The sequence below is a fragment of the Pseudomonas sp. NPDC087814 genome (assembly GCF_044742865.1).
Taxonomy (GTDB): domain Bacteria; phylum Pseudomonadota; class Gammaproteobacteria; order Pseudomonadales; family Pseudomonadaceae; genus Aquipseudomonas.
Genome location: NZ_JBIUVK010000014.1, coordinates 77,125 through 102,245, shown reverse-complemented (window position 1 = coordinate 102,245; position 25,121 = coordinate 77,125). Strand labels below are relative to the sequence as shown.

28 protein-coding genes are annotated in these 25,121 nt (G+C 61.1%); 17 read left to right on the top strand and 11 right to left on the bottom strand.

Features of this window, described 5'->3' with window-relative positions:
- Window positions 1-15: 15 nt before the first annotated feature.
- Complete coding sequence (locus ACIOMR_RS13850; protein WP_003211495.1) at window positions 16-378, bottom strand: hypothetical protein; 363 nt, start codon at window positions 376-378, stop codon at window positions 16-18.
- A gap of 77 nt (window positions 379-455) precedes the next feature.
- Entirely contained in the window at window positions 456-1,262 is an 807-nt protein-coding gene (locus ACIOMR_RS13845) for a sulfite exporter TauE/SafE family protein (protein ID WP_003211493.1), read from the bottom strand.
- Between the two features lie 115 nt (window positions 1,263-1,377).
- On the opposite strand from ACIOMR_RS13845, the gene ACIOMR_RS13840 reads away from it, so the two are divergent.
- The 4 genes from ACIOMR_RS13840 to ACIOMR_RS13825 all read left to right on the top strand — a co-directional run bounded on the left by ACIOMR_RS13840 (window position 1,378) and on the right by ACIOMR_RS13825 (window position 3,295).
- The gene (locus ACIOMR_RS13840; protein ID WP_401194662.1) at window positions 1,378-2,148 is read left to right on the top strand and encodes an AraC family transcriptional regulator; all 771 of its coding nucleotides are present in this window, start codon (window positions 1,378-1,380) and stop codon (window positions 2,146-2,148) included.
- 103 nt (window positions 2,149-2,251) lie between these two features.
- Window positions 2,252-2,572 carry a helix-turn-helix transcriptional regulator gene (locus tag ACIOMR_RS13835; protein ID WP_023659239.1) on the top strand — a complete coding sequence of 107 codons (321 nt, stop codon included), beginning with the start codon at window positions 2,252-2,254 and terminating at the stop codon, window positions 2,570-2,572.
- 47 nt (window positions 2,573-2,619) lie between these two features.
- Window positions 2,620-2,982 (top strand): type II toxin-antitoxin system RelE/ParE family toxin, encoded by a 363-nt coding sequence (locus ACIOMR_RS13830; RefSeq protein WP_003211487.1) that lies wholly within the window; start codon window positions 2,620-2,622, stop codon window positions 2,980-2,982.
- Complete coding sequence (locus ACIOMR_RS13825; RefSeq protein WP_003211485.1) at window positions 2,957-3,295, top strand: helix-turn-helix domain-containing protein; 339 nt, start codon at window positions 2,957-2,959, stop codon at window positions 3,293-3,295. Before ACIOMR_RS13830 ends, ACIOMR_RS13825 begins: the two co-directional genes overlap by 26 nt.
- A gap of 28 nt (window positions 3,296-3,323) precedes the next feature.
- Here the strand turns inward: ACIOMR_RS13825 and ACIOMR_RS13820 are convergent, their stop codons facing one another.
- On the bottom strand, window positions 3,324-4,262 hold the full coding sequence (locus tag ACIOMR_RS13820) for a GlxA family transcriptional regulator (RefSeq protein ID WP_102369732.1): 939 nt from the start codon (window positions 4,260-4,262) through the stop codon (window positions 3,324-3,326).
- A 116-nt stretch (window positions 4,263-4,378) separates the two neighbouring features.
- On the opposite strand from ACIOMR_RS13820, the gene ACIOMR_RS13815 reads away from it, so the two are divergent.
- Complete coding sequence (locus ACIOMR_RS13815; protein ID WP_008432939.1) at window positions 4,379-5,173, top strand: SDR family oxidoreductase; 795 nt, start codon at window positions 4,379-4,381, stop codon at window positions 5,171-5,173.
- 6 nt (window positions 5,174-5,179) lie between these two features.
- Here the strand turns inward: ACIOMR_RS13815 and ACIOMR_RS13810 are convergent, their stop codons facing one another.
- The 3 genes from ACIOMR_RS13810 to ACIOMR_RS13800 all read right to left on the bottom strand — a co-directional run bounded on the left by ACIOMR_RS13810 (window position 5,180) and on the right by ACIOMR_RS13800 (window position 8,744).
- Window positions 5,180-6,562 carry an amidase family protein gene (locus ACIOMR_RS13810; RefSeq protein ID WP_401194703.1) on the bottom strand — a complete coding sequence of 461 codons (1,383 nt, stop codon included), beginning with the start codon at window positions 6,560-6,562 and terminating at the stop codon, window positions 5,180-5,182.
- A 235-nt stretch (window positions 6,563-6,797) separates the two neighbouring features.
- On the bottom strand, window positions 6,798-7,562 hold the full coding sequence (locus ACIOMR_RS13805; protein ID WP_177049569.1) for a hypothetical protein: 765 nt from the start codon (window positions 7,560-7,562) through the stop codon (window positions 6,798-6,800).
- 123 nt (window positions 7,563-7,685) lie between these two features.
- Entirely contained in the window at window positions 7,686-8,744 is a 1,059-nt protein-coding gene (locus ACIOMR_RS13800) for an MBL fold metallo-hydrolase (protein ID WP_008432945.1), read from the bottom strand.
- Between the two features lie 124 nt (window positions 8,745-8,868).
- Here ACIOMR_RS13800 and ACIOMR_RS13795 point away from each other — a divergent pair, with 124 nt between their 5' ends.
- The 4 genes from ACIOMR_RS13795 to ACIOMR_RS13780 all read left to right on the top strand — a co-directional run bounded on the left by ACIOMR_RS13795 (window position 8,869) and on the right by ACIOMR_RS13780 (window position 12,891).
- A complete protein-coding gene (locus tag ACIOMR_RS13795) occupies window positions 8,869-9,489 on the top strand; it encodes a TetR/AcrR family transcriptional regulator (RefSeq protein ID WP_003211473.1) in 621 nt (206 codons plus the stop codon).
- Between the two features lie 188 nt (window positions 9,490-9,677).
- Window positions 9,678-10,736, top strand: coding sequence for a diguanylate cyclase (locus ACIOMR_RS13790; RefSeq protein ID WP_003211472.1), 1,059 nt, complete (start codon window positions 9,678-9,680; stop codon window positions 10,734-10,736).
- Window positions 10,737-10,975: 239 nt separating this feature from the next.
- The gene (locus tag ACIOMR_RS13785; protein ID WP_003211470.1) at window positions 10,976-12,295 is read left to right on the top strand and encodes a PAS domain-containing methyl-accepting chemotaxis protein; all 1,320 of its coding nucleotides are present in this window, start codon (window positions 10,976-10,978) and stop codon (window positions 12,293-12,295) included.
- Window positions 12,296-12,375: 80 nt separating this feature from the next.
- Window positions 12,376-12,891 (top strand): DUF1003 domain-containing protein, encoded by a 516-nt coding sequence (locus ACIOMR_RS13780; RefSeq protein ID WP_003211469.1) that lies wholly within the window; start codon window positions 12,376-12,378, stop codon window positions 12,889-12,891.
- A 38-nt stretch (window positions 12,892-12,929) separates the two neighbouring features.
- Here the strand turns inward: ACIOMR_RS13780 and ACIOMR_RS13775 are convergent, their stop codons facing one another.
- Window positions 12,930-13,814, bottom strand: a complete 885-nt coding sequence (locus tag ACIOMR_RS13775; RefSeq protein ID WP_003211467.1) for a LysR family transcriptional regulator — start codon at window positions 13,812-13,814, stop codon at window positions 12,930-12,932.
- A 79-nt stretch (window positions 13,815-13,893) separates the two neighbouring features.
- Here ACIOMR_RS13775 and ACIOMR_RS13770 point away from each other — a divergent pair, with 79 nt between their 5' ends.
- Together ACIOMR_RS13770 and ACIOMR_RS13765 are read left to right on the top strand one after the other, a co-directional pair.
- The gene (locus ACIOMR_RS13770; RefSeq protein ID WP_177054586.1) at window positions 13,894-14,589 is read left to right on the top strand and encodes a CTP synthase; all 696 of its coding nucleotides are present in this window, start codon (window positions 13,894-13,896) and stop codon (window positions 14,587-14,589) included.
- Window positions 14,586-14,909: an antibiotic biosynthesis monooxygenase family protein gene (locus tag ACIOMR_RS13765; protein WP_401194651.1), complete on the top strand. Its 324-nt coding sequence runs from the start codon at window positions 14,586-14,588 to the stop codon at window positions 14,907-14,909. The genes ACIOMR_RS13770 and ACIOMR_RS13765 overlap by 4 nt, the downstream gene beginning before the upstream one ends.
- A gap of 172 nt (window positions 14,910-15,081) precedes the next feature.
- Here the strand turns inward: ACIOMR_RS13765 and ACIOMR_RS13760 are convergent, their stop codons facing one another.
- Window positions 15,082-15,405 carry a DUF2025 family protein gene (locus tag ACIOMR_RS13760; protein WP_177027667.1) on the bottom strand — a complete coding sequence of 108 codons (324 nt, stop codon included), beginning with the start codon at window positions 15,403-15,405 and terminating at the stop codon, window positions 15,082-15,084.
- Window positions 15,406-15,637: 232 nt separating this feature from the next.
- Between ACIOMR_RS13760 and ACIOMR_RS13755 the strand changes: the two genes are divergently transcribed.
- Complete coding sequence (locus ACIOMR_RS13755) at window positions 15,638-16,765, top strand: glycerophosphodiester phosphodiesterase (RefSeq protein WP_401194648.1); 1,128 nt, start codon at window positions 15,638-15,640, stop codon at window positions 16,763-16,765.
- Entirely contained in the window at window positions 16,766-17,443 is a 678-nt protein-coding gene (locus ACIOMR_RS13750) for a helix-turn-helix domain-containing protein (RefSeq protein WP_401194645.1), read from the top strand.
- Here the strand turns inward: ACIOMR_RS13750 and ACIOMR_RS13745 are convergent.
- Window positions 17,384-18,313 carry a sterol desaturase family protein gene (locus ACIOMR_RS13745; RefSeq protein ID WP_401194642.1) on the bottom strand — a complete coding sequence of 310 codons (930 nt, stop codon included), beginning with the start codon at window positions 18,311-18,313 and terminating at the stop codon, window positions 17,384-17,386. The genes ACIOMR_RS13750 and ACIOMR_RS13745 overlap by 60 nt on opposite strands.
- Before the next feature lie 140 nt (window positions 18,314-18,453).
- On the opposite strand from ACIOMR_RS13745, the gene ACIOMR_RS13740 reads away from it, so the two are divergent.
- From ACIOMR_RS13740 to ACIOMR_RS13725, 4 genes are all read left to right on the top strand, one after another.
- On the top strand, window positions 18,454-18,759 hold the full coding sequence (locus ACIOMR_RS13740; RefSeq protein WP_003211453.1) for a PepSY domain-containing protein: 306 nt from the start codon (window positions 18,454-18,456) through the stop codon (window positions 18,757-18,759).
- 185 nt (window positions 18,760-18,944) lie between these two features.
- Window positions 18,945-20,120, top strand: a complete 1,176-nt coding sequence (locus ACIOMR_RS13735) for a GAF domain-containing sensor histidine kinase (RefSeq protein ID WP_134327194.1) — start codon at window positions 18,945-18,947, stop codon at window positions 20,118-20,120.
- A 100-nt stretch (window positions 20,121-20,220) separates the two neighbouring features.
- Window positions 20,221-21,243 carry a transporter gene (locus ACIOMR_RS13730; RefSeq protein ID WP_102369741.1) on the top strand — a complete coding sequence of 341 codons (1,023 nt, stop codon included), beginning with the start codon at window positions 20,221-20,223 and terminating at the stop codon, window positions 21,241-21,243.
- Window positions 21,244-21,459: 216 nt separating this feature from the next.
- Window positions 21,460-23,076 (top strand): inorganic phosphate transporter, encoded by a 1,617-nt coding sequence (locus ACIOMR_RS13725; RefSeq protein ID WP_401194639.1) that lies wholly within the window; start codon window positions 21,460-21,462, stop codon window positions 23,074-23,076.
- Window positions 23,077-23,199: 123 nt separating this feature from the next.
- On the opposite strand, the gene ACIOMR_RS13720 is transcribed toward ACIOMR_RS13725, so the two are convergent.
- Window positions 23,200-24,174: a biotin-dependent carboxyltransferase family protein gene (locus ACIOMR_RS13720; protein WP_401194636.1), complete on the bottom strand. Its 975-nt coding sequence runs from the start codon at window positions 24,172-24,174 to the stop codon at window positions 23,200-23,202.
- Complete coding sequence (locus tag ACIOMR_RS13715) at window positions 24,171-25,049, bottom strand: allophanate hydrolase subunit 1 (RefSeq protein ID WP_177042865.1); 879 nt, start codon at window positions 25,047-25,049, stop codon at window positions 24,171-24,173. Before ACIOMR_RS13715 ends, ACIOMR_RS13720 begins: the two co-directional genes overlap by 4 nt.
- Window positions 25,050-25,121 lie beyond the last annotated feature (72 nt).

Here is a 25,121-nt window from a genome sequence, read left to right as displayed (position 1 = left end):
AGTCTAAGACAAGACTCAGTCGCCTTGTACGTGTGCAGCAACCCACTCGATTTCGTAACGCTGCCTGACCGCGTAGCCGATAGCGCTCAATGTCTCTTCGCTTAATACCGACAACTCTGAATCACTCAACAAATCATGCCTGATCATTTGCGCAAGGCTCTCGCGGGCTTTCGAACGACTGTAGAGATCAAACATTCGGACGACATCGTTATCGCGATCCCTGGTGAGGCTATACAGCGTCCTGTACCGAGCCTCGGCAGAAAGCGTTTCGCGCTCGCTGATGGTCTTTGCATCAGCCAGTACGCCTAGGTAAAAGCGTTCAAGCGCCAATGCCCTGAGGACCTTGAACTTCTGCCAATCGCTTTCGGAAATGGACATGACATCCCCCGGTCACTTTCTTTTGAATAGAGAAGTAACCCTAGCCTGCGGCTAAAAGAACGCAAAATCCACTTGCGTCAGACCAGCATGCTCACCATCACCACGCCCAACAACCCGATATACACCCGCGCATGCAGTGCATCCGGGATGCGACCGATCCACGGCGTGGCCAGGCGAATGCCCAGCAGCGAGCCCAGGGTGAGGATGGCGAACGCCAGCAAATCGACATAGCCGACATACCACGTGCCCAATTGCACCTTGGCGAATCCCGCCATGAGCATGTAGGTAAATGTACCGGCCAGCGCCACCGGCACGCTCAGCGGGTTGGCCATGGACGTGGACTGGGACATGCTCAAGCCACAACGGCGCAACAGCGGCACGGTCATCACGCTGCCGCCCACCCCCAGGAAGGTCGCGATCAGGCCAATGGCGATGCCGCCGCCCGTCACTTCCATGCCGCTCAGGCGTCGTGGCTGGAGTGTGTCGTCCTGGCTGAGAAAGCCCCTGCGCAACAGACAATCGACGATGGTGATGGCCAGGTAGGCGATAAAGGCGTACCGCATGAAATCGCCGCTGGCGAACATTGCAGCCCCTGCCCCCAGCACGGCGCCAACCCCGATGTACCCGCCCAACGGCCACAGGTAGTGGCGAATCAGATTACCTTTGCGACGGTGTTTTCCAGTGGCGATCAGCGCGTTGACGATCATCACGCAGGTCGAGGTGGCGACCGCGATATGCATCGCTGATCCACTCACGCCCGCGTCGTGGCTGAGCTTGAGCATGCCGTACAGCAACGGCACCACCACGAACCCGCCACCGAAGCCGAACAGCACAGCGGTTACGCCGGTCATGCAGCCGAACAGTGCCAGTAATAGATAGAACATCGAGAATCGCCTTCAGTATCAGGGAGAGCTGTCGACGATAGAGACTCAAGGCTTGGCCCGCTTGCGCATGTCGGCCAATAATGTGCGAGATATTGCCACTTCCGGAATCAGCTCCATGCGCAACGTTTCCATCGCTCAGCTCGACCTGACCCCGCGAACGGTCGTGGCAATCGGCACCGACTATCCCCACGGCTATCTGCTCAAGCGCCACAGCCATCGGCGCGGCCAGTTGTTGTATGGCGCCACCGGGGTGATGCAAGTCAGCACCCAGCAAGGCAACTGGGTTGTGCCGCCCCAGCGCGCGGTGTGGATTCCCGCCCAAGTGCCCCATGAAGTGCTGATGCTCGGCGTGTCGACGCGCAGCCTGTATATCGAACCGCACGCCGTCACCGACTTGGGCACCGACTGCCACGTCATCAACGTTTCCCCCCTGATGCGCCAGCTGCTGATGGAGGCGGTGGAGCTGCCGCTGGAATACGACGAGGCCGGGCGCGACGGTGCGCTGGTCAGCCTGCTGTTGCATGAACTGGCACGCGCCACGCACTTGCCCCTGCATATCCCGCTGCCGGAGGAACCACGGCTGCTTGAGCTGTGCCTGACGTTTCTGCAGCGGCCGGACGTGCACCAGTCACCGGTTCAATGGGCGCAACAATCGCACCTGAGCCTGCGCACCTTCAGCCGGCATTTCCGCCAACAAACCGGCCTGAGCTTCGTGCAGTGGCGCCAGCGAGCCTGTGTTGTGCAGGCCTTGGCGCGGTTGGCCAGCGGTACAAGCGTCACCCGGATCGCCCTGGACCTGGGCTATGAAAACCCGGCGGCATTTTCCAGCATGTTCCGCCGGGTGCTTGGGCAGTCACCGAGCACCTACCTGGAAGGGGCGAAATAGAGCGGCGGCAGCGCTATCGGAAAATCCAGTTGATGAGCGGTCAAAACAACTGTACAAAAACACAGTATAGTTTGCCCTCCCCCGTCGAACCTGGAGAAAGTCCATGTCCTCTCTGGCAATGAGCAGCACTGTAGAACAGCAGATCGTCCTTCATCAATTCACCCCACGGCACAGCGTCCAGGCCCGCCTGATGCTGGGCTGGAGCCGGGAAGACCTGGCTCGGGAAGCGGATGTGGAAGTGGACGCCCTTCAACGTTTTGAAAGCCATGGCGATGTGGACGATGCTGTCCGCCTGAGTGTGGCGTTTCGCCTGGAGGCTGAAGGGTTGGTTTTTTTCCCGGGCTTTGCGCCGGGTTGGGGGATGAATGTGCGGGGCTCTTTGCCACTGTCGTCAGAGCATTCAGTGCTTGAAACGGTTGAGTAAGATTTCTCTTCGCGCTGACGCTTATCCCTATTTAGGTATATCCTCTCATGAGTTCATGGAAGCCACTCCTCTGGGTGGGCGGTAGCAAGAAAGATCTGCAGCAAATGCCTGGGCCTGTTCAAGATGTGTTTGGCTTTGCGCTCCACCTCGCCCAAGGAGGAGGCAAGCACTCACAGACCAAGGCATTGAAAGGGTTTGGCGGTAACGCGGTACTTGAGGTGGTGGAGGATTTCGACAGCAACACTTATCGTGGTGTGTATACCGTCCGTTTCGACTCAGCTGTTTATGTCCTTCATTGCTTCCAGAAAAAGTCGACGAAAGGCATCGCTACAGCACAGCACGACATACAACTGATCAAACAGCGACTCAAGGCGGCGCAGGATCATGCACAAGCATCACAACGCGATTGAGATCGAAGAAAGCACCGGCAATGTCTATGAAGACATCGGGCAGCCCGACGCCAGTGAAATGCAGGTCAAGGCACAGCTGGCGACGAAGATTGGTGAGATTCTCAAGGCACGTAGCCTCACTCAGGCACAAGCCTCCGTCATTCTCGGTTTATCCCAACCCAAGGTGTCTGAAATGCTGCGTGGCAGGTTTCGGGGTATCAGTGAAGCCAAAATGCTTGAGTGTTTGTCGCGCCTGGGGCGCGATGTGCAAATCGTTATTACGGCTGCGCCAGCTTCACGTACTCAAGGACGTATTGAAGTGCTATTCGCCTGAGTTGCCCTAGGTTCTGGCTCCCGCAAGTTCACGCCTGCAACTGCAACGCCCGACGGATCATTTGTGGCGGTTGGCCAAACGCTCGCAGGAAGGCTCGACGCATGCGCTCCGGGTCACCGAAGCCCGTCTCCCGGGCGACAACGTCGATGGAGTGGCTGCCGGATTCGAGCATCAACCTCGCCGCTTCAATGCGCAGGTGTTCTACCGCCTTGGCCGGCGATTGCCCGGTTTCGGCGCGGAACAGTCGGCTGAACTGACGCGGGCTGAGGTGTGCCGCTTGCGCCAGTTGCTCTACCGAGAGGTCCTCGTGCAAGTGCCCTTTGGCCCACGCCAGGGCGGTTTGTACGCGGTCGGACTTTGGGTCCAGTTCCAGCAACGCCGAGAACTGTGACTGGCCACCGGCACGGCGATGGTAAACCACCAGTTTTTTCGCCACGTCGCGGGCCACTTCCACGCCCAAATCGTGCTCGACCAGGGCCAGGGCCAGGTCGATGCAGGCGGTCATCCCGGCAGAAGTCCAGAGCGGGCCATCGACGGTGAAGATCCGGTCTTCCTCCAGCTTCACGTTGGGGTAGCGCTGGCGAAACGTCATGGCGTGGTACCAGTGGGTGGTTGCCTTGCGCCCTTCCAACAGGCCGGCCGCTGCCAGGTGGAACGAACCGGTGCAGGCCGATGTAACCCGGCGCGACGCCGTCAACGACGCTTGCAGGTACTCCACCATGCCAGGAGTGGGCTTAAGTAGTTCGTTGTCCCCCAGCACCAGGATCGTGTCGTAGACCTGCTGCCCGAACGCCAGGCTATCAATGGCAAAGCCCATGGAGCTTTTTATCGGCCCGCCATGCTCCGACAACAAGTCCACGCGGTAGAACGGTCGCCCCACCACGAAGTTGGCAAACTCGAACACGCTGCTGGTGGACAGGCTGAGCACCTGGAAACCGGGAAAAAGCAGGATACCGACGGACACCATGGCCAAACCTCATGTCTCTAAAGGAGGGATATACGACATTGCAGCCACCACATTACACCCATAATCTTGGTTCCAACAAGGCCGCCCCCCTCCCCGGCCCATTTGGAGCAACTGCCATGTCGCAACACAAAGGTTATGCCCTGATTACCGGTGCCTCGTCAGGAATTGGTGCGGTGTATGCCGACCGCCTGGCCCGTGCCGGCTACGATCTGATTCTGGTGGCCCGCAACCAGCAACGTCTGGAGCAGTTGGCAACACGCTTGAAAGCCAATACCCAGCGTGACGTGCAGGTGATAGCGGCCGATCTCAATCTGCCAGCCGACTTGGCGCGAATCGCCCGGATCGCGCACGAAGACAGCCGTATCAGCCTGCTGGTGAATAACGCCGGTGTGGGCGCCACCGCTTCGTTGCTGGAGTCGGATGCCGACAAAATGGACGCGATGATTCTGCTGAACGTACTGGCGCTGACCCGCCTGGCCAAAGCCGCGGCAACCAACTTTGTCGCCCAAGGGCGTGGCACGATTATCAATATCGGCTCGATTGTCGCTCTCGCTCCCAAAGTGCTGAACGGCGTGTATGGCGGTACCAAAGCGTTCGTGCAGGCGTTCAGCGAATCGCTGCAGCATGAGCTGAGTGACAAGGGCGTAGTGGTCCAGGTGGTGCTGCCAGGCGCTACCGCCACGGAGTTCTGGGACATCGCCGGCCTGCCTGTGAACAACCTGCCGGAAGCCATGGTGATGACCACCGAAAACCTGGTGGACGCCGCCCTGGCAGGCCTCGCCCAAGGCGAAGCCGTGACGATTCCGTCCCTGCCGGACAGCGCCGATTGGGACACCTACGAAAGCGCACGGCTGGCCCTAGGCCCGAACCTGTCGCACCGTGAACCCGCCGCTCGTTATGGGTTGAAGTAATCCGGACTAGCGCAGGCCGGGCGTAAACGCAGGCTTCCTGATTGCATGGGAGGCCTGCTCATACCCGTAGGCGACCGACAGCAACGTGGCTTCGCTCAAATTTGCCCCATAAAAGTGAACGGCCGTTGGCATCCCTTCGTCGTCCATTCCCGATGGCATGGAGATACCGGGATAACCGGCCACTGCCGAGTAGTAGTAACTGTACGAGTGAAAATTGGACACTATTGCGTCAAGCTTATGCTCGGCCAGCGGCTTATCGATGGTGCTTTTGAAAATCGGGCCGATGGCAGCCCATAACTCATTGCGCGCCTCATCACTGATATCCATCCCGTTGATCATGGTGAGCATCTGTTGATCCGGCACACCCGGACCGCTGTTGCGCTCGTTGAATTCAATCAGCTCAGCCAGCGACTTCACCGGCAAGCCTGCCCGTCCGGCCAGGTAGGCTTCAAGCTGGTGTTTAACGTCCGATAACAACGCGTCGTTATATTGTTCATGGGTTTCGTACGGGACGCCCTCACCCAGTTGACCCACGGGTACCAATGTCGCGCCCTTGCCCCGCAGCAACGTAATGGCATCCTCGAAGTGCTGCCTGTCGGCTTTTTTCGCCGGGTCGTTGGCATCTTCTGCTGATAACTCAGGCAACGGCGTATAGCCGATGCGCTTGCCCACCAAGGCGTCAGGCTTGATTCCCTGGGTGTAGCGGTTGGTATCCGTCATCGCATCCAGTGCTTGCGCCGCATCACGCACGTTACGGGTGAAGGTGCCCACCGTGTCCTGGCGGGAACTGGTCATCACCCCTTCAGTGCTCACTAACCCTTCGGTCGGTTTGAAACCAATAACACCGTTGTAAGCCGCCGGCGTAATGATTGAACCATTGGTTTCGACCCCCAATGCCAAGGGCACAATCCCTTGAGCAACGGCTACCGCAGAGCCCGTACTCGAGCCCGCCGCCTGGCCATCCAGCCGATGCGGGTTGAGGGTCAAGCCGCCCCTGGAGCTCCAGCCATCAACCGGCGCCTCAGAGCGAAAATTGGACAATTCGCTCATGTTGGTTTTTCCAATAATCACAACGCCAGCCTTCAGCAGGTTGTCCACCACCTTGGCGTTCCTTGAAGCGGGCCTGCCCACTAGCGCCATGGAGCCACCGCTGGTCTGCATCTTGTCGCTGGTTTCGAACACATCCTTGAGCGCTATCGGAACGCCATGCAAAGGCCCGCGCACTTTGCCTTCGGCCCGTTCCAGATCCAGCGCACGGGCGTTCACACGAGCGTCAGGATTGATTTCAATGAACGCATTGCCGCCCTGCAAGCCCTTGTCCATGTTGGCGATCAGCTTCAGCGAGTCCCTCACCACCGAATCGGAACTGGCCCCATTGGGCCGGGTCATGGCCACTGCCAAATCGTCGGCACTCCTGTAGGCCTGTGGCGGGTTCACCACTGCATCGAAAAGCCCCGCTGCCCATCCCGCGCCCAAACCTGGTCCGATCATAAATACTCCCCGCCTGCCTGAATGTTGGGAATACCGTTCGATATCCCTGCCTCAGTCTAAGAAGCGAAATACTCGATGACTCGGGGGCAACTCTTACCGCGGCGTACGATCACTCTCCCCATGGCGTAGGCCCTTAAAGCCGCCCTAGAACCTGCTGACAACCTCGCACCAACGCCGCCAGACGATCTCTGGACCAGTGCGCACCATAGAACCAGACGACCCTCGACACTCCGTCGACGTCGGTGCCCGCGGGCACGCTGAAGCGTGGGTTATCGGCAGTCGCTGCTTTGTGGAAAGCAACACCTTGCGCATCCGCCACCACCCCATCCAGGCGGTTTTCCGTGACCCGGTCGTTAATCTCATTGCCGGGGTCCAGGGTGAAGTGACGTGTGTCATCGGTCACCCGCGCCGTCACAGGCACCAATTGCGCACCGGCTGCACGCAGTACGTCCAGTACCCGGGCAAAGTGCGGGCTGTGTTTGGCGGGTTTGCGCACATCACCAGTAACGTACTCGCTGGCAAAACCAATACGGCTGCCAGCCAAAGGCGGTGTGTTGATCAGATGACCCGGATCAGCGACGGGTGGAATCTCCACCATCACCCGCCCCTCGGGGTCGACACCGCTGAGGGCAATCAGTGATAACGCGGGATCGCGCACGCTGTGCATCATGGGGCCAGGGAGGTCGAGCCTGGGGCCGTAACCGCCCGTGGAGCCAAACTCCAGGCCGCCCTGGTGAGTGGCCGAATTGACGATCGTACCGGCCGCATGACTGCCAAACACGACGCCCTGGCTGGCAGTGGGGGCGCAAGGCTGGGGAGTACAACTGTCCCCCGACCCTGAAGGCTTGAACAGGCAGCGCACGCCCGGCCCCGTGACCTTCCTACTCTTATCGTCCATACACTCCCACGCCCCGGAATAAAGTTTCGAGGCGTGATTGCATCCCTTAAGCGAGGTGGATGTCTGTCGGAAATGGCTGGTTATGGCTCGTTCAAAATCCCTGAGCGCGCGATCAGACGGTGATTATCCGCTGACGTGCGCTTCACTGCCCTGATGCTCGACGTCCAGCCACCAGGCCTGCCCGCGCTCCGGCTGGTTGAGCATGAACGCCTGCCCCATCGCCGGTGTGGTGATCGACACGTTACGCTCCCATGCCAGCGCCATGATGCGGTCGAAGGGTTCGTGCCATGCATGAAACGCCAGGTCGAACGTGCCGTTATGGATCGGCAGCAGCCAGCGGCCCTTCAAGTCGATGTGCGCCTGCAGGGTTTCTTCCGGTTGCATGTGCACGTGGGGCCAGTCGACGTTGTAGGCACCCGTCTCCATCAGGGTCAGGTCAAACGGGCCGTACTGCTCGCCGATACGCTTGAAGCCCTCGAAATAGCCGGTATCACCGCTGAAGAAAATTCGCCGTGAGCCGTCGATCATCACCCACGAACACCACAGCGTCTGGTTGCCATCGAACAGGCCGCGCCCGGAAAAGTGCTGGGCCGGCGTGGACACAAAACGAATCCCGTCCACTTCAGTGCCCTGCCACCAATCCAGCTGCCGCACCTTGCTGGCATCCACGCCCCACTTGACCAGGGTATCGCCCACACCCAGCGGCGCGAGGAAATAGCGGGTCTTGTCCGCCAGTTGCACCACCGCCTTGTGGTCCAGATGGTCGTAGTGGTTGTGGGAAAGAATCACCGCCTCGATCGGCGGCAGGTCCTCAAGGCTGATCGGCGGCTGATGGAAACGCTTGGGGCCCGCCCAACTGAACGGCGAAGCACGCTCGGCGAACACCGGGTCGGTCAGCCAGAACTTGCCGCGCATTTTCAGCAGCACGGTGGAATGGCCGAGGCGGAAAACGCTATGGTCCGGGGCGGCAAACAGTTGCTCGCGAGTCAGCGGCTGCACCGGGATCTCACCCACCGGGCGCGTGCTACGGGGCTTCTGGAAGAGCATCTTCCACATGATGCCCAGGGTCTTGCCCAAGCCGCCATGCTGGATGGGCTTCTGATTGGTGAAGTGACCTTGATGCTGTTCGGAAGACTTGGGCGCTGTAGAAGAACTGTCGAGACGGGTTGAGATCGTGGCCATTACCGAGGAACTCCTGCAGACTGCTCTAAAAATTACACTGCACAGTGTAGTTTCTAGATTGCAACAAAACCGGGAGCAAGTAAACTACCGAGTGTAAGTTTCCCTTCAGAGCCGAACTCCCACCATGACTGTACCCCTGCGCCTCACCGACCGTAAACGCGAAGCCATCGTGGCAGCCGCCATTGCCGAGTTTCGTGACAACGGGTTCGAGGTCACCAGCATGGACAAGATTGCCGCCACGGCGGGGGTTTCCAAGCGCACGGTGTACAACCACTTCCCGAGCAAGGAAGAGCTGTTCGCCGAGATCCTGCATCAACTGTGGGCCAGCAGTGTTGCGCAACTGGACGTCAGCTACGCCAGCGACCGCCCGCTGCGAGAGCAACTGCGCGGGTTGCTGCAGGCCAAGATGACGATGATGTCGGACGCCAACTTCCTCGACCTGGCCCGGGTCGCGATTGCCGCCACCATCCACTCGCCGGAACGTGCCCAGGACATGGTCAACCGCCTGAGCAAGCGTGAAGAAGGCTTCACCCAATGGGTGCGCGCCGCCCAGGAAGACGGCCGGCTGAGCTGCACCGACCCATGCTTCGCCGCCCACCAGGTGCAAAGCCTGCTCAAGGCCTTTGCCTTCTGGCCACAGATCACCCTCGGCCAGCCGACCCTGGACGCCGACGCCCAAGCGAACGTCATCGAGTCGGCCATCGACCTGTTCCTCGCAGGCTATGAGGTCGTGCCGCAGCACTGACCTGTTGCAGGAACGACATCCAAGGTCGTTTTTATCTGATTCGCCGCGTGTCCTTTGCAAATGGCCTGGAAGGACACTGATTATTCCCACGCGAATAACTGACAATATTCACACGTATTATCCGACCAGTGGTTTTCCCGATCACGTGTGCCGTCGTACCTGCAAAAAAAGAATCGACCCAGGAATCTATGGAAAACCAACGAGGCAAAGGGCTGTCATTTGCCAGACGTATCTACAGGCCAAGGATCATCGGCCTGGGCATCGGCTGCATCAGCGTCATCGCCGCGCTCTACCCACTGCAAATGCCAGGCTGGGTCTGGGCGTTGCTGCTGTTCAATGGTTTTGGCTGGGCGCACCTGGCCTATCAACTTTCGACCCGCTCCGATTTCCCCTACAAGGCGGAACGGCGAAACCTGCTCTACGACTCACTGCTCGGCGGGTTCTGGGCGGCGACTACACAATTCACGCCACTGACGGCCGTGACCATCCTGTCGATGATGACCATGAACAACGTCGCCGCCGGCGGCAAACGCCTGTTCCTCCACGGCATCGTGGCGCAACTGGCAGGCATCGGCGTGTCCTGGCTGCTGTTTGGCATCCACTTCAATCCCGACGTCAGCCTGGTCCAGGTCTACGCCTGCCTGCCGATGCTGACCCTGTATCCCATGGCGCTGGGCATGGTCTGCTACCGCCTGGCGATCAAATTGTCGGAACACAAACGCGCCCTGAGCGCCTTGAGCCGCACCGACAGCCTCACCGGCCTGCTCAACCACGGTTCGTGGAAAGACCTGCTGCACCTGAAGTTTCACAAGTGCCAGCAACAACATGGGAACGCCACCATCGCGCTGATCGACATCGACCATTTCAAGCAGATCAACGACAGCTATGGGCACATCATCGGTGACCAGGTTCTGCGCCAACTAAGCCTGGAACTTCGACGCAACCTGCGGGCAAACGACCTGGCCGGGCGATACGGCGGCGACGAGTTCTGTGTGATTCTTCCGGACATGCCCATGGAACAGGCCGCGCAAGTCATGGAACGCATGCGCGAGGTGTTCAGCAATTACCGCAACCCGGAAATCCCCGAACTGCGGGTCAGCCTGAGCATTGGCCTGGCGTCTTTCCAGAGCACCTTCACCGACGCGGCCATGTGGCTCAACGCAGCGGACCGCGCGCTGTACGCGGCCAAGGACACCGGCCGTAACCGAGTCAATATCAGCGACTACGTGGTCGCCCATTCCGCCTGAATCCCGCCCTCTGCATCTCGTCTGAATTAAACGCGCCCGTCGCCGACCGATAGCATAATGCCGCCATTGGTCGACTGGCGTAGAACTTCTTGCCGGCCATACGACTCAGAACCCGCTGTTCCACCCCGCTGCCAGCACAAGGAAGCTGGCAATGAGCACGTTTGCCGTATGGCCAGGCCTTACGGTGGCAGGCGCCCCCATGGATACCCCTGACGCTTGCTTCCCCCGAGCACACGACCATGCTATTCAACGCCCATAAAAAAACCATCAGTACCCTGCAAGCCACCCTTGCCCAGCAAGCCAGCCTTCTCGACGCCATCGACCGCTCCATGGCGGTGATTGAATTTGATCTGCAAGGCACAGTCCTGCGGGCCAACGAGAATTTCCTCAAGGTCATGGGCTACACCGCCGACCAAGTCGTGGGCCAGTCCCACCGCCTGTTCTGCACCCCGGCCTTTGCCCGCAGCGCCGAGTACGGCCAACTGTGGACGCAATTGCGCAACGGCCAATTCCAGTCCGGGACCTTCGAACGGGTGACCAGCGGCGGCCAGCCGATCTGGCTGGAGGCCAGCTACAACCCGGTGCGCGACGAATCCGGCAGCGTGGTGAAAGTGGTGAAGTACGCCATGGACGTCACCCCGAAAATGCAGGCCGAGAGTGAAGCCAACGCCAAGTTGCAGGCCATCGACCGCGCCATGGCGGTGATCGAGTTCAATCTCGACGGCACCATCATCAGCGCCAACCAGAATTTCCTGCAGCGCATGGGCTACAACCTGGCGCAGGTGCAGGGCAAGCATCACCGCATGTTCTGCACACCGGAGCTGGCCAACAGCAGCGCCTACAGCGATTTCTGGCGACGGCTGAACCAGGGTGAGCTGTTCAACGGCCAGTTCGAACGCATCGACAAAAACGGCCAGGTGGTGTGGCTGGAAGCCAACTACAACCCGGTGTACGACGCCAGCGGGCGCCTGTGCAAGGTGGTGAAATACGCCTCCGACGTCACGGCCATGGTGGAGAAACACGCGGCCGACGCGCAAAGCGCCACCCAGGCTTATCACATCTCGCTGCAAACCCGGGACATCGCCGAAAAAGGCGCCGAGGTGATCCAGCAGACCGCCACCGGCATGCGTGAGATTGCCGCCAATATCGACGGTTCTTCCGCGCTGATCGCCAAGCTGGGCGAGCGTTCGCAGCAGATCACCGCCATCGTCAACACCATTCGCGGGATTGCCGACCAGACCAACCTGCTGGCATTGAACGCTGCCATCGAAGCCGCACGCGCCGGCGAACAAGGGCGTGGCTTTGCGGTGGTGGCCGATGAAGTGCGGCAATTGGCGGCGCGCACCAGCGGTTCAACGGCCGAGATTTCGTCGATGATCGAGATGATCCAGACCGAAACCCGCCAGGCCATCGACAGCATGGACGGTACCCGCGACCGCGCCGCCCAGGGCGTGGACCTGGCCAACCAGGCCGGCACGGTGATCCTGCAGATTCGCGAAGGCGCCAGCGAGGCGGTGCAGGCTGTGAGTGCGTTTGCCAATGAACGGGGCAACAGGTAAGCGACAGGCTTCTTCATGTGCCAGGCCGAGGGCTCGGTCTATAGTGGTGGCTTGTCTTACGCCACGGATTCGAGCCCGCCATGACCCCGGATAAACCTGAAGCCAACGTTGACCACCTGCGCTTTCATCGTAAACACGCCCATCTCGCGCCGACCTTTGGCAACGACACCTTTGCGTTGAAAGCCGAAGCCTTCGCGCGCTTCTTTGGCACCCCGACGTTCCTGGGGGCGCAAACGGCAATCGTGATTCTGTGGGTCGTGCTCAACATGACCGGCATCACGCACTTTGACGTCTACCCGTTCATCCTCTTGAACCTGGCGTTCAGCCTGCAATCGGCCTATGCCGCCCCCTTGATTTTGCTCGCCCAGACCCGCCAGGCCGCACGGGACAAGGCCCAATCCGACGCCGACGCCCAGCACCGCGAAGCCCTGGCCGTGGCCAACACCGAACGCCAGGCCCAGGCGGCGCAGACCACCAAGCAACTGCTGGAACTGTTGGAGCAGAACACCAAGCTCACCGAGATGACCAAACAACTGACCGAACGCATCGAAGGGCTGACCAGCGAAATGCACGACCAATTCGTGCGCAAGACCTGACCCTCCCACGCATCCCGTGTGGGAGCTGGCTCCCACAGTTATCTCACCGGCAAACGCACATGCTGGCCCAACTGATCAAATAACGTCACCACCGAGCGCAAGGCCCGGCAATCGGGGCGCGTCAGCAGCCACAGGGCGGTGTCGTGCCCCACCAGCGGCGGGCTCAACGGTTGCAGGTCCGCGCCCAGCAGGTAATCCGGCAACGCGGCCACGCCGAGTCCCGCGCGCACCAACTCGGTTACCGAAACCATGCTGTTGCAGCGATAGGCCGGCATCACTCCCGGCAAGTGCTGGCGCCGCCAGGTGACGGTGGGGTGATCCGGCAGGAAGTCATCCGGCGCGATCCAGTTCAGGGCCGCCAGTTCCTCCCCAGCATGCTGGCGGGCATAGTCGGCACTGGCGCACACCCGATACGACACCGTGCCCAGGCAACGTCCTACCAGATGCTCGGGCGGTGCCTTGGTCAGGCGCAGGGCAATATCCGCATCGCGGCGGCTGAGGTTGGCGAAGTCATTGGACGTGCTCAGCTCCAGGGTCAACGCCGGGTAGCCCGGCATGAACTGCGCCAGGGCCGGCAGCAACAGTGACTGCAATACCGAGTCCGTGCACGTCAGGCGCACCGTACCGCTGATCACTTCACCGCCCTGCTCCACTCCCACACGTGCTGCCTCCAGCGCCTGTTCGGCACGTTCGGCCTGCTCGGCGAGGGTGGTGGCCAAGGTGGTGGGCAGGTAGCCGGCGCGGCTCTTTTCGAACAGCGTCTGGCCCAGTGCCGTCTCCAGCCGCCGCACCGCGCGAAACACCGTAGACACATCCACCCGCAGCAACGCCGCCGCCCGCGCGAGCGTGCCGCCGCGCACCAGGGCGAGGATCAGGGAAAGGTCTGGGTAGTCGATCTGATAGTGCGCCGCTGCATTGAACATGTGTGTTAACGCCAATATTGATTGCGTGAACGCCAATCTATAGTGAGCGCCAGGACTCAACAAGCCACGGACACCCTCGATGAATAAAACCACCCTGCACCTGGCCCTGATCGGCGACTACGATGCACAGGTCACCGCCCACCAGGCCATTCCCCTGGCGTTGCAACAGGCCGGCGCGGCGCTGGGCCTGACGGTGCGGTTCGACTGGCTGGCCACCGACACGATCAAATCCACCGAACAACTGCAGCACTACGACGGCTTCTGGTGCGTCCCCGCCAGCCCCTACCGAGACCTTGACGGCGCGCTGCTGGCCATCCGGTATGCCCGTGAACAAAAGCGCCCGTTCCTCGGCACCTGCGGCGGTTTTCAACACGCGGTGCTGGAATATGCCCGCAACGTGCTGGGCTGGGCCGACGCCGAGCATGGCGAACTGGCCCCCGACTCGCCGCGTGCAGTGCTGACACCGTTGACCTGCGCGCTGGTGGAAGCGACCGACACCATCCGCTTGATGGCCTATACCCGCATCGCCGAGGCCTACGCCACCCTCGATATCCATGAAGGCTACCGTTGCCGCTATGGCATCAATCCAGCGTTCGAAAGTGCATTGCTGGAAGCCGACCTGATTGCCAGCGGCCATGACTCGGCGGGCGACCTGCGAGCGGTGGAGTTGCTGGGCCATCCGTTTTTTGTCGCCACCCTGTTCCAGCCGGAACGTGCGGCGCTTAAAGGCGTCACCCCGCCGCTGGCCATTGCGCTGCTGAAGGCCTGCGCATGATCGCCAAGACACCCAAACCGCCGTACTACGCCGTGGTGTTCAGTTCATTGCGCACTGAAGGTGACAACGGTTACGGACAAGCCGCCGACCGCACGCTGGAACTGGCCCGGCAACAACCCGGTTTTCTCGGCGTGGAATCGGCGCGCGGGGACGACGGGCTGGGCATCACGGTGTCCTACTGGAGCAGCGAAGCCGCGATCCTGGCCTGGAAGCAGCACGCCGAACACACTGAGGTGCGCGAACAGGGCCGCGCCACCTGGTACTCGGCGTGCCATACGCGGGTGTGCAAGGTGGAGCGGTCTTACGCGTTCGAGCGCTGAAACCTCAGCCTGTGTAAAACACTTAATGTGGACAAGGGAGGCTCTGTGGTGAGGGCGCTTGCTGTAGTGAGGGAGCTTGTGTGGTGAGGGAGCTCCCTCACCACAGCAAGCTACCTGCCACAGCAAGCTCCCTAGCCACAAAAAGCGCTCCAGCCGCAGGGCTATGCGGCACTCAACTGACCAGACTGCGCACCGCACTGATCTGTGGAATCTCCACCCGACGCATGTACACCCGCAGCGGTTCGGTGATGTTGATGCGATCGTCGATGTTCTGGTCCAGCAACAACTGGATCCGCTCGCGGGACAAGGTCATGGCCTGCCCGTCGATCGGCAGCCAGACAAACTCGGCGGTCGGGATAATGCCGTCATCGGCCACGTCCATGCCGAAGGAGTCTTCGCTGAAACGGACGATGTACTGGCCAGTCTTGCGGTTCAGGCCGACAAAACCCTGGAGTTGGTCGGCGGCCTGGCAGATAAGCTCGGAGGTGATGCGCATGGTAAACCTCACTGAAAAGTCCTACTTGGACTGGAAAGATGGTTTACACGCGTGGCAGGAAAATCTGCCCTCTGATGGGGCATTTCAAAGCAAGAGTACTGCATCGCACCGCACAAAAGTGCAGAAAAATGGCCGGTGAACACGTTAATGTCGGTTTGGTGATAGCGCCATTCGCAAGCAATTGTTAAAAAGGAGCCCTTCTCAAAGTTACCTCCACGAAAGGACTTCGCATATGCCTGTCACGTTTACCAAGAGTGCCCTGCTGCTGGCCCTGATGCTGGGCCTTGGCCAGGCACAGGCGGCAAGCCCGATCTGCCCTACCGAACTCGCGGCCAACGAAGGCATCCCGCACCCTGCCGTGATTGCCCACCGTGGCGCCTCCTTCGATGCACCGGAATCCACCGCCGCCGCCTACAAAGTCGCGCGCGACCTGGGTGCCGACTACCTGGAAATGGACCTGCAACGCAGCAAGGACGGCGTGCTATTCGCCCTGCATGACAACAACCTGCAACGCACCACCGACGTCGCCACCAAGTTCCCCGAGCGCAAGGACAGCCCGGCCAACGAATTCACCTGGGCCGAGCTTAAAACCCTGGACGCCGGCAGCTGGTTCAACGCCGCCTACCCGGACCGTGCCCGCCCGGGCTTCGTCGGCCTGAAAATCCTCAGCCTGGACGAAATCATCAAGATCGCCGAAGGCAACCCGCAGCACAAACCCGGCCTGTACATCGAAACCAAAGAGCCGAAGCAATTCCCGGGCATCGAGGCCGACCTGAAGAACAAGCTGCTGGATAAAGGCTGGTTGAGTTCCACCGGCTCCAACCAGGCCCAGAAAAACATCGGCGTCGGCCAGGGCAAGGGCCGCGTGGTGCTGCAAACCTTTGAGAAAGACAGCCTGAAAGAACTGCAAAAAGAGATGCCCAACACCCCGAAAATCCTGCTGTTGTGGGTAGGTGAAGGCAGCATCGAACCGAAATCCAAGGTGCCCTTCGCCGAGTCCGGCGAGCCGAGCAAAGCCGCCTACTACGCCAAGCAGGAGCCGAAGGACGCCGCCGAGTTCGAAAAATGGATCGACGAGGCCAAGAGCCTGGGCGCCATCGGTACCGGCCCTTCGGCACAACTGACCAACCTGGGCGACCAGAGCTACTCCGACCTGGTCAAACCCGAGATGAACCAGTTGACCCACGACAAGGGCTTGCTGGTGCACGTGTACACCGTGGATGAGCCGGTGGACTTCGACAAGGTCATGAAAGCCGGCGTCGACGGCATCTTCACCAACCGCGCTGCCGAACTGCTGAAGTACTACAAGCGCTGGCCGTCCTCGAGTGTGGCCGACCTGCTGCAGGACAACGGTTACTGAGTGAGCCCCGAATGGTCAGGTCGCCTGTGGCTGGGGCCTGACTACGGGCTGATCCAGGGCACACCGGGGCGCACCGCGCCCCATGCACACTATGCCCATCAGCTGATGTTCTCCGCGGTCGGGCCGGTCACGGCCAGCCTCGATGGCCGTGCCACCACGGCCCATCGCCTGTTTATCCCGTCCAGAATGCCCCACGCCATCCTCCAAACCCATGGTGAGGTATTGATGGTGTATGCCGAACCCGGCGCCTTTGACTTCGACTCTTTGCAGGCCGCCCTGGCCGACAGTGAACGGTCCCTGGAAGCACTCGAGCGCACGCTGCGCCAATTGCCGAGACGCGCACTGGAAGATGCCAGGGTGGAGCGCGCGCTGTCGGCGCTGGATCAGCAACTGAGTGGCAAGGTCTCGGCCCACGCCCTGGCACAGGCGGCGCACGTTTCGTTAAGCCAGCTGGAACGTTTGTTCGCCAACCAACTGGGTTTGCCCGTGCGTCGTCTGGTGTTGTGGCGGCGCTTGCGAGTGGCGCTGGGACTGGCGCTCGGCGGCAGCACCCTGACCGAGGCTGCCCATGGCGCCGGGTTCGCCGATTCGGCGCATTTTTCCCGGACCATGAAACAACTATTCGGCGTCACGGCCGGGGCGTCGTTGCGCAACCTGCACGTACGAATCCTCGACTAGACCCGCGGGAACCGGCGGCTCCTTGCTCAAGCGCACCGTCCTGAACGGGTCGCGCAACTGCGCCACATACTCCCGCGGAAAATCCGGCCGGCTGCCAATCCCCAAGTCGCCCTGCCCCATTCGATAGTCATGGCTGTAAAACGCCGTACCCAAGAGCCAATCCCACAGATTGAAAAACAAGCCGAAATTCACATCCCCAGCCCGGCCATATTTCATGTGATGAAAACGATGCACCGGCGCCCAGGCGAACACCCAGCGCAGCGGCCCCAGGCGCATGTCGACATTGGAATGCTGCAACAGCAGCTGCACGGCAATCGCCAGGGCCAGCAGCAGCGCCACCTCCGTGGGAATGCCCAGCAGGATCAACGGCGCCAACCCGGCCGTGGCTTCCAGCATCTGGTGCAACGGATGCTTCATCAAGCCATTGAAGCCATACAGCCGTTGCACGCTGTGGTGCACCGCATGCAGGCGCCACAAGACAGCGACTCGGTGGCTGGCGTAATGCATCAGGGTGATGCCCGCATCGGCAATGAAGATCGCCAGCAGCAATTGCGCCCAGAGCGGCCACGCCCGCGGCCATACACCGTCGACGGCCAACAGCGCGGTCAGCACCGGCAAGATCAACAAGCCCGCCGCATTGAGGCCCTCATTGACCAACGCGTGAATCAAGTCGCGACGACGATCACCCTGGTTGCGATTCCACTGCGGCTCATAGGGCAACCACCACTCGGCGATAAACGACACCGCCACCGCCAGAACAAATACCAGCCCCAGCCACTGCAGCGCATCCCTCTGCACCAGCCACAGCGCCCACCCGATAAACCCCGCCCAGAACAAGGGCGCATACACCCAGGCCATTAACTGTTTCATCTGTGCCTCCCGTAAGTGAGACGCCAGCATGAAACCCCGCACTCGCCGCCGATTGAACAAACGGCGCAATCTTAAGGGTGAGTTAAGTTGCGCTGGTTAACCTGATCCCACTTAAACAGCTCACCCCAAAGGATCACATCATGAAAAACCTGACCGCTCTGTTCGCTGCTGCCGCCTTGACCCTTACCGCCGGTTTGGCCCAGGCCGATGTTCGCCCGGACCAGATTCCGAGCCTGCTCAAGTCCGGTGCCGTGATGGATTTTGAAAAGCTCAACGCCAAGGCCGTGGCCCAGCACAAAGGCGCCACCATCGTTGACACCGAACTGGAAGACAAAGCCGGCCGCCTGGTCTACGAGACCGAACTGCGTGACACCAGCAACGTGAAGTGGGACGTGAAGCTGGATGCCAAGACCGGCGAAGTCCTGGAAAACAAGCAAGACACTTGAGTTGAACCGCAAAAACGCCGCGCCGCCTTCGGGCCGCGCGGCTTTTTTATGCGCGCTCGTCGCCCAGAAGAGCAATTAGTCTAATTAGCGTGAACGAATTTGTACCTTACGCCGCCAAGCTCGCTAGAATCCCAACCATCAGCCAAGGCACAACGCCAGCAGCATCAGGACCGGAACCGTTCGCCATGGGGCAAAAAGCCGTCGACATTGCCACCATTGGCAGAATCAGCGCCGTCCCGGCGATTCTCCAGGTAGTCAGCGAGATGACCGGCTTGCGTTTTGCGGCCGTGGCCCGGGTCACCGACGATTCCTGGACCGCCTGCGCCGTGCGCGACCAACTGGACTTCGGCCTGCCCGTGGGTGGCGAGCTGGACCTGACCACCACCCTGTGCCACGAAATACGCGACTCCCACGTCTCGATCGTGATCGACAAAGCCAGCGAAGACCCGCTGTACCGCGACCACCACACGCCGCGCATCTACCACTTTGAAAGCTACATCTCGGTGCCGGTGTTCCGCACCGACGGGCGTTTCTTCGGCACCATCTGTGCCCTGGACCCGAACCCGGCGCAACTGCGCAGCAGCACGATCCAGTCGACCATGGAGTCGTTTGCCCGGGTGCTGTCGCTGCAGATCGAAGCCGAAGAAAGCCTCCAGCAGACCGAAGCCGACCTGCAGCAGGAGCGCGAAACCGCCGAACTGCGCGAACAATTCATCGCCGTGCTCGGCCACGACCTGCGCAACCCGCTGTTCGCCATCAACGTCGGCGCCGAACGTCTGCTGCGCAAACACCCGGACCCGGCCACCGACACCCTGGTGCGGCACATGCTGGCCAGCGGCCGCCGGGCCTCGCAACTGGTGGAAGACGTACTGGACTTTGCCCGTGGCCGAATGGGCAGCGGCATCCCGGTGAACATCAGTGAATGCACCGGGCTTGAAGACACTTTGCAGCATGTGGTGGAAGAGGTGCAGCACGTGCACCCCAAGCGGCTGATCCACGCCCGCATCGGCAATCTCAAGGGTGTGAAAGGCGACCGCGAGCGGCTCGCGCAATTGCTCTCCAACCTGGTCGCCAACGCCATCAGCCACGGCAACCCGCAAGGGCCGGTTGAAGTCAGTGCGCAGGTCAACGCCGGCACGTTTGAGTTAACGGTGAAAAACCTTGGGCTGATCAGTGAGCAAGCCATGCCGTTGCTGTTCCAGCCCTACTCCCGACCGACGGGCGCCCTGCCCCAGGCAGGGTTGGGCCTGGGGTTGTACATCGTCAAGCAGATTGCCGACGCCCATGGCGGGCGGCTGGAAGTGTCTTCCAGCGAGCAGGACGGCACGGTGTTCAGCTTCAGTTTGCCCGCGGGCGATTGACGGCCACCTCAAACCGTCACAAAAGCGTCAAATTCAGTTGCCATGATGCGCTCAGGTGAACCTGTGAAATTTCCTACAGGCACTTTCCCTGCGAGCCTCCATGAACCACAGCATCGACCACAGCCACCAGGACTCAGACCTGTTTGGCTTGCTCTACGGTTTTCGTTTCCGCCCCGGTGAAAAGGGCGAACAGATTGATTCAGCCACTGCCCTTGCGGCCTTGCAGCAGCCCGGAGACCCCAACGAATTTCTGTGGCTGCATTTGAACCTGGCCCACGCCGCCTGTGAGCGCTGGATGCAGGCGCACCTGAACCTGCCGGAAGAATTCTTCGAAGCCTTGCACGAAGGCTCACGCTCCACCCGCATCGAACACGTGGACTCGGCCTTGCTGGCGGTGGTCAACGACGTGGTCTTCAACTTCAGCAGCATGGTGTCTTCAGACATTTCCACCTTATGGGTGTGCGCCCGCAGTCGGCTGCTGATCAGCGCGCGCCTGCAACCGCTGCATTCGGTGGACAAGCTGCGCTCGTCGGTGAAGGCCGGTGAACACTTTCGCTCGCCGCTGGAACTGCTGGTGCATTTGCTGCGGGACCAGGGCGAGGTGCTGACACAGATCGTGCGCAAGACCAGCCTCAGCGTCGACCAGATCGAGGACCAGTTGCTGTCGTCACGCCTGTCCACCAACCGCGCCGAACTGGGTGCCGCGCGCCGGGTGCTGGTGCGCCTGCAACGGTTGCTGGCGCTGGAGCCGGGCTCGTTGCTGCGGCTGCTCAATCGCCCGCCCCAGTGGTTGCAGAAGGAAGACGTGAAAGAGCTGCGCAAATCCACCGAGGAGTTTGCGCTGATCATCAACGACCTGATGGCGTTGGGTGAGCGCATCAAGCTGCTGCAGGAAGAGATCGCCGCCAACCTCAACGAACAGAGCAACCGAACGTTGTTCACCCTGACCGTGGTCACGGTGCTGGCGTTGCCGATCAACATCATTGCCGGTTTTTTTGGCATGAACGTTGGTGGCGTGCCGCTCTCCACAGACCCGGAAGGCTTCTGGATTCTGGTGGCGCTGGTGGCGACATTCACCCTGATTGCCGGACGCTGGGCATTTCGCAAGCGCAAGGATTATTGAATTTGAAATGCGATCAATGTGGGAGCTGGCTTGCCTGCGATAGCGGTGGTGACTGATACACCGCTATCGCTGGCAAGCCAGCTCCCACATTTTATCGGCGGTGTTTTATAGACCGGCGGCAACTTCAATTCCCTAAACACTGATTTACCGCAGCATCTCTGTAACATTCTGCAACGATCATGACGGATATCCTCCCTCAACACTGGATGTTCCGGCATGGCAACCCCTTCGCTGACCGCCTCCACCGCCTCCGTCACCAACGATCCCAAACCGCGCCTGGACAAAAAACCGGGCCTGGTGACGGTGATCATTTTCTTCGCCGTACTCGCCATGGGCCTTTTGTTCACCGCCTACAGCCTGATGCACGACATGCACGAGCTGGGCACGGTGGTCACCACCTGGACGCCGTTCCTGCTGCTGGGCGTGGCGCTGTTGATCGCCCTGGGCTTCGAGTTCGTCAACGGCTTCCACGACACCGCCAACGCGGTGGCCACGGTGATTTACACCAACTCATTGCCACCGCATTTCGCGGTGGTGTGGTCGGGCTTTTTCAACTTCCTCGGCGTGCTGCTATCCAGCGGCGCGGTGGCGTTCGGCATCATCGCCCTGCTGCCGGTAGAGCTGATTTTGCAGGTCGGCTCCTCCGCCGGCTTTGCGATGATCTTCGCGCTGTTGATCGCCGCGATCCTGTGGAACCTCGTCACCTGGTGGCTGGGGTTGCCGGCGTCGTCGTCCCACACCTTGATCGGCTCGATCATCGGCGTGGGCGTGGCCAACGCACTGATGCATGGCCGCGACGGCACCAGCGGTGTGGACTGGGGCCAGGCGATCAAGATCGGTTATGCGCTGCTGCTGTCGCCGCTGATCGGCTTCGCCTTCGCTGCCCTGCTGTTGCTGGCGCTGCGGGCCTTCGTGAAAAACCGCTCGCTGTACAAAGCGCCAAAAGGCGATACCCCGCCGCCTTGGTGGATTCGCGGCATGCTGATCGCCACCTGCACCGGTGTGTCGTTTGCCCACGGGTCCAACGACGGCCAAAAAGGTATGGGCCTGATCATGTTGATCCTGGTGGGCACCCTGCCGATGGCCTACGCGTTGAACCGCACCATGCCGGCCGGTGAGTCGTTGCAGTTTGCCGCGGTGGCCGAAGTCACCCAGGCCGCCCTGGTAAAAGCGGCGCCGCAACTGGCCCCCGCCGACTCTCGCGGCACCTTGTCGACCTACGTACGCACCAAGGAAGCCACCCCGGAACTGGTGCCCGCCCTGGCCGCCATCACCGGGCATATCGGTGAGGAAGTGAAGAGCTACGGCTCCCTCGCCGCCGTTCCGGCCGAGGCCGTGGGCAACGTGCGTAACGACATGTACCTGACCAGCGAAACCATCCGCCTGATGGACAAGGGCAAGGTCGGCAACTTCGATGCCGACACCCAGAACAAGCTGCAACTGTTCAAGCAACAGATCGACAACGCCACACGGTTTATCCCGCTGTGGGTCAAGATCGCCGTGGCCATCGCCCTCGGGCTCGGCACCATGGTCGGCTGGAAACGTATCGTGGTGACGGTGGGCGAGAAGATCGGCAAGACCCACCTGACCTACGCCCAGGGCGCATCCGCCGAGATGGTGGCAATGCTGACCATCGGCGCGGCAGACATGTATGGCTTGCCGGTGTCCACCACCCATGTGTTGTCGTCGGGTGTGGCCGGGACCATGGTGGCGAACGGCGGTGGCTTGCAGATGAAGACCATCCGCAACTTGCTGATGGCCTGGGTGCTGACCTTGCCGGCGGCGATTCTGTTATCGGGTAGCCTGTACTGGCTATTCACCCAATTGTTCTGACACAACCCGATAAAAATGTGGGAGCGGGCTTGCTCGCGAATGCGGTGGCTCAGTCACAGACTTATTGACTGACACTCCGCTTTCGCGAGCAAGCCCGCTCCCACATTGGGTTCAGTGGTGAGTTCAGGTGCTAAACAACCCGCCCATCAGCTTCAACCGCTTCTTGTACACCCGCCGCGCCTCCAACGCTTCCTCCAGCGTCACCGCCACAAACCCCGCCCGCTGGTTCGGTTGCATCTGCCCGATCAGATCCAGGTCGGCACTGATCACCGTGCCAATCATCGCGTAGCCCCCGCCCGACACCGCGTCCCGGTGCAGCACAATAGGCTCCAGGCCCGCCGGCACCTGGATCGAGCCGATGGGGTAGCAACTGTCGACGATGTTCGACGGATCGGACCCGGCGCCAAACGGTTGTTCGCGTGGCTGAAAGCTCAAGGCATTGCCGCCCTTGAAGCGATAGCCGATGCGGTCGGCCTCCGACCCTACCGTCCAGGGCTCGGCAAAAAAGCTGCTCTTGGCGGCGGGCGTCAGGCGCTCGTAATACAGCCCTGGCACCACCCGCAGGGTCACGTCCCCACCCACCGATTGGCGCAACGCCATGGGCAAACTGTTCCCCGCCCGGCCTTTGCCGCTGGCTTCGCCCACGGGCAGTTCATCACCCTCCACCAGCCGCCGCCCGTGAAACCCGCCCAACGCACCCAGGGTGTAAGTGGACCGGCTGCCCAATACCAGCGGCACGTCAATACCACCAGCCACCGCGAGGTAAGTCCGTGCGCCGGCCTTGGGAAATTCAAAGCGCAGCACTTGCCCGGCCCGCACTTCAAACGCGGTGTCCTGATGCACCACTACGCCGTCCAGGCGCGGCGACATCAGCGCCCCGCACAACGCCACCAAGGCATCCTGCTGAAACTCCAGCTCCGGCCCGATCAACGTGCATTCCAGCCCGGCAGCGCCGATGGGGTTGCCCACCAGGTGGTTGGCCGCGCTCAACGCGTATTGGTCCAGGGCGCCGGATGGCGGGATGCCGAGGTGGTAATAACCTTCGCGGCCAAGATCCTGCACGGAGGTGGCGAGGCCGGGTTTGAGTACCTTGATCATGCCAGCGCCTCCTGCAGGGTTTTCGGGTAACCGATGGGGTCGGCGAGAAAGGCGTCGAGGGAAAACTCCACCGGGCGGATGCGCAGGTCGAAGCGCCCTGCGTCCACTTCTGCCACGGCCAGGTCATAGGCGTCGCGGTCCATGGGTTTGAACTGCACGATGTCGCCGGGACGGAAGAACACCATGTGTTCCTTGAGGTACGCCAACTGCTGTTGCGGGTCGTAGATCGGCGCCGGGGTGACGCCGAACATCTGGTAGCCGCCGGCGCCGCGCACCGAATAAATACAGCCGAAGCAGCCGCCGTGGCCGAGGGTCAATTTCGGCGTGTCGGTGCGCGGACGCAAATACTTGGGCACCTGCAACTGCCGCTCGCGTTCCACCATCTGGAACATGAACGGCAAACCCGCCACAAACCCCACCATCGAGACAAACCACGGCGCGCCACTGTGGGCCGCGATAAATGCTTCCACGTCTGCCAGGCCGTTGATCCGCGCGGCGTATTCCAGGTCGGTGCCGGTGGGGTCTTGATGGCGGTCGCGAAAACGCATCAGGGTTTCATGGGTCCAGGGGTCGTTGTACAGCACCGGGATTTCGATGATGCGGGTGTGCAAGGTGCGTTCGGCCACGGCTTGGGCTTCGGCGCTTTGCACCGCGTCGAGCAGCACGTGGGGCGCGATGCGGTCCGGGTCGAAGCGAATCTGGAACGAGGCATTCGCCAGGCAGACATCCAGCACACCGTCCAGGGCCAGGCGTTCCACCGCTCGGGTGACGGCCATGCCCTTGAAGAAAGCCTCCAGGGACATGCTCTCGCTGACCTCGGCAAACAGGTGTTCATCACCGCCAAAGCTGTAGCGGATCGGGGAAGATTCAGCCATGTCTGTTCCTCTTGGAATCATTGTAGAAAGGCAGGCAAAAAATCAGTCAGACCCGGTGTCTGGGCACCGGTG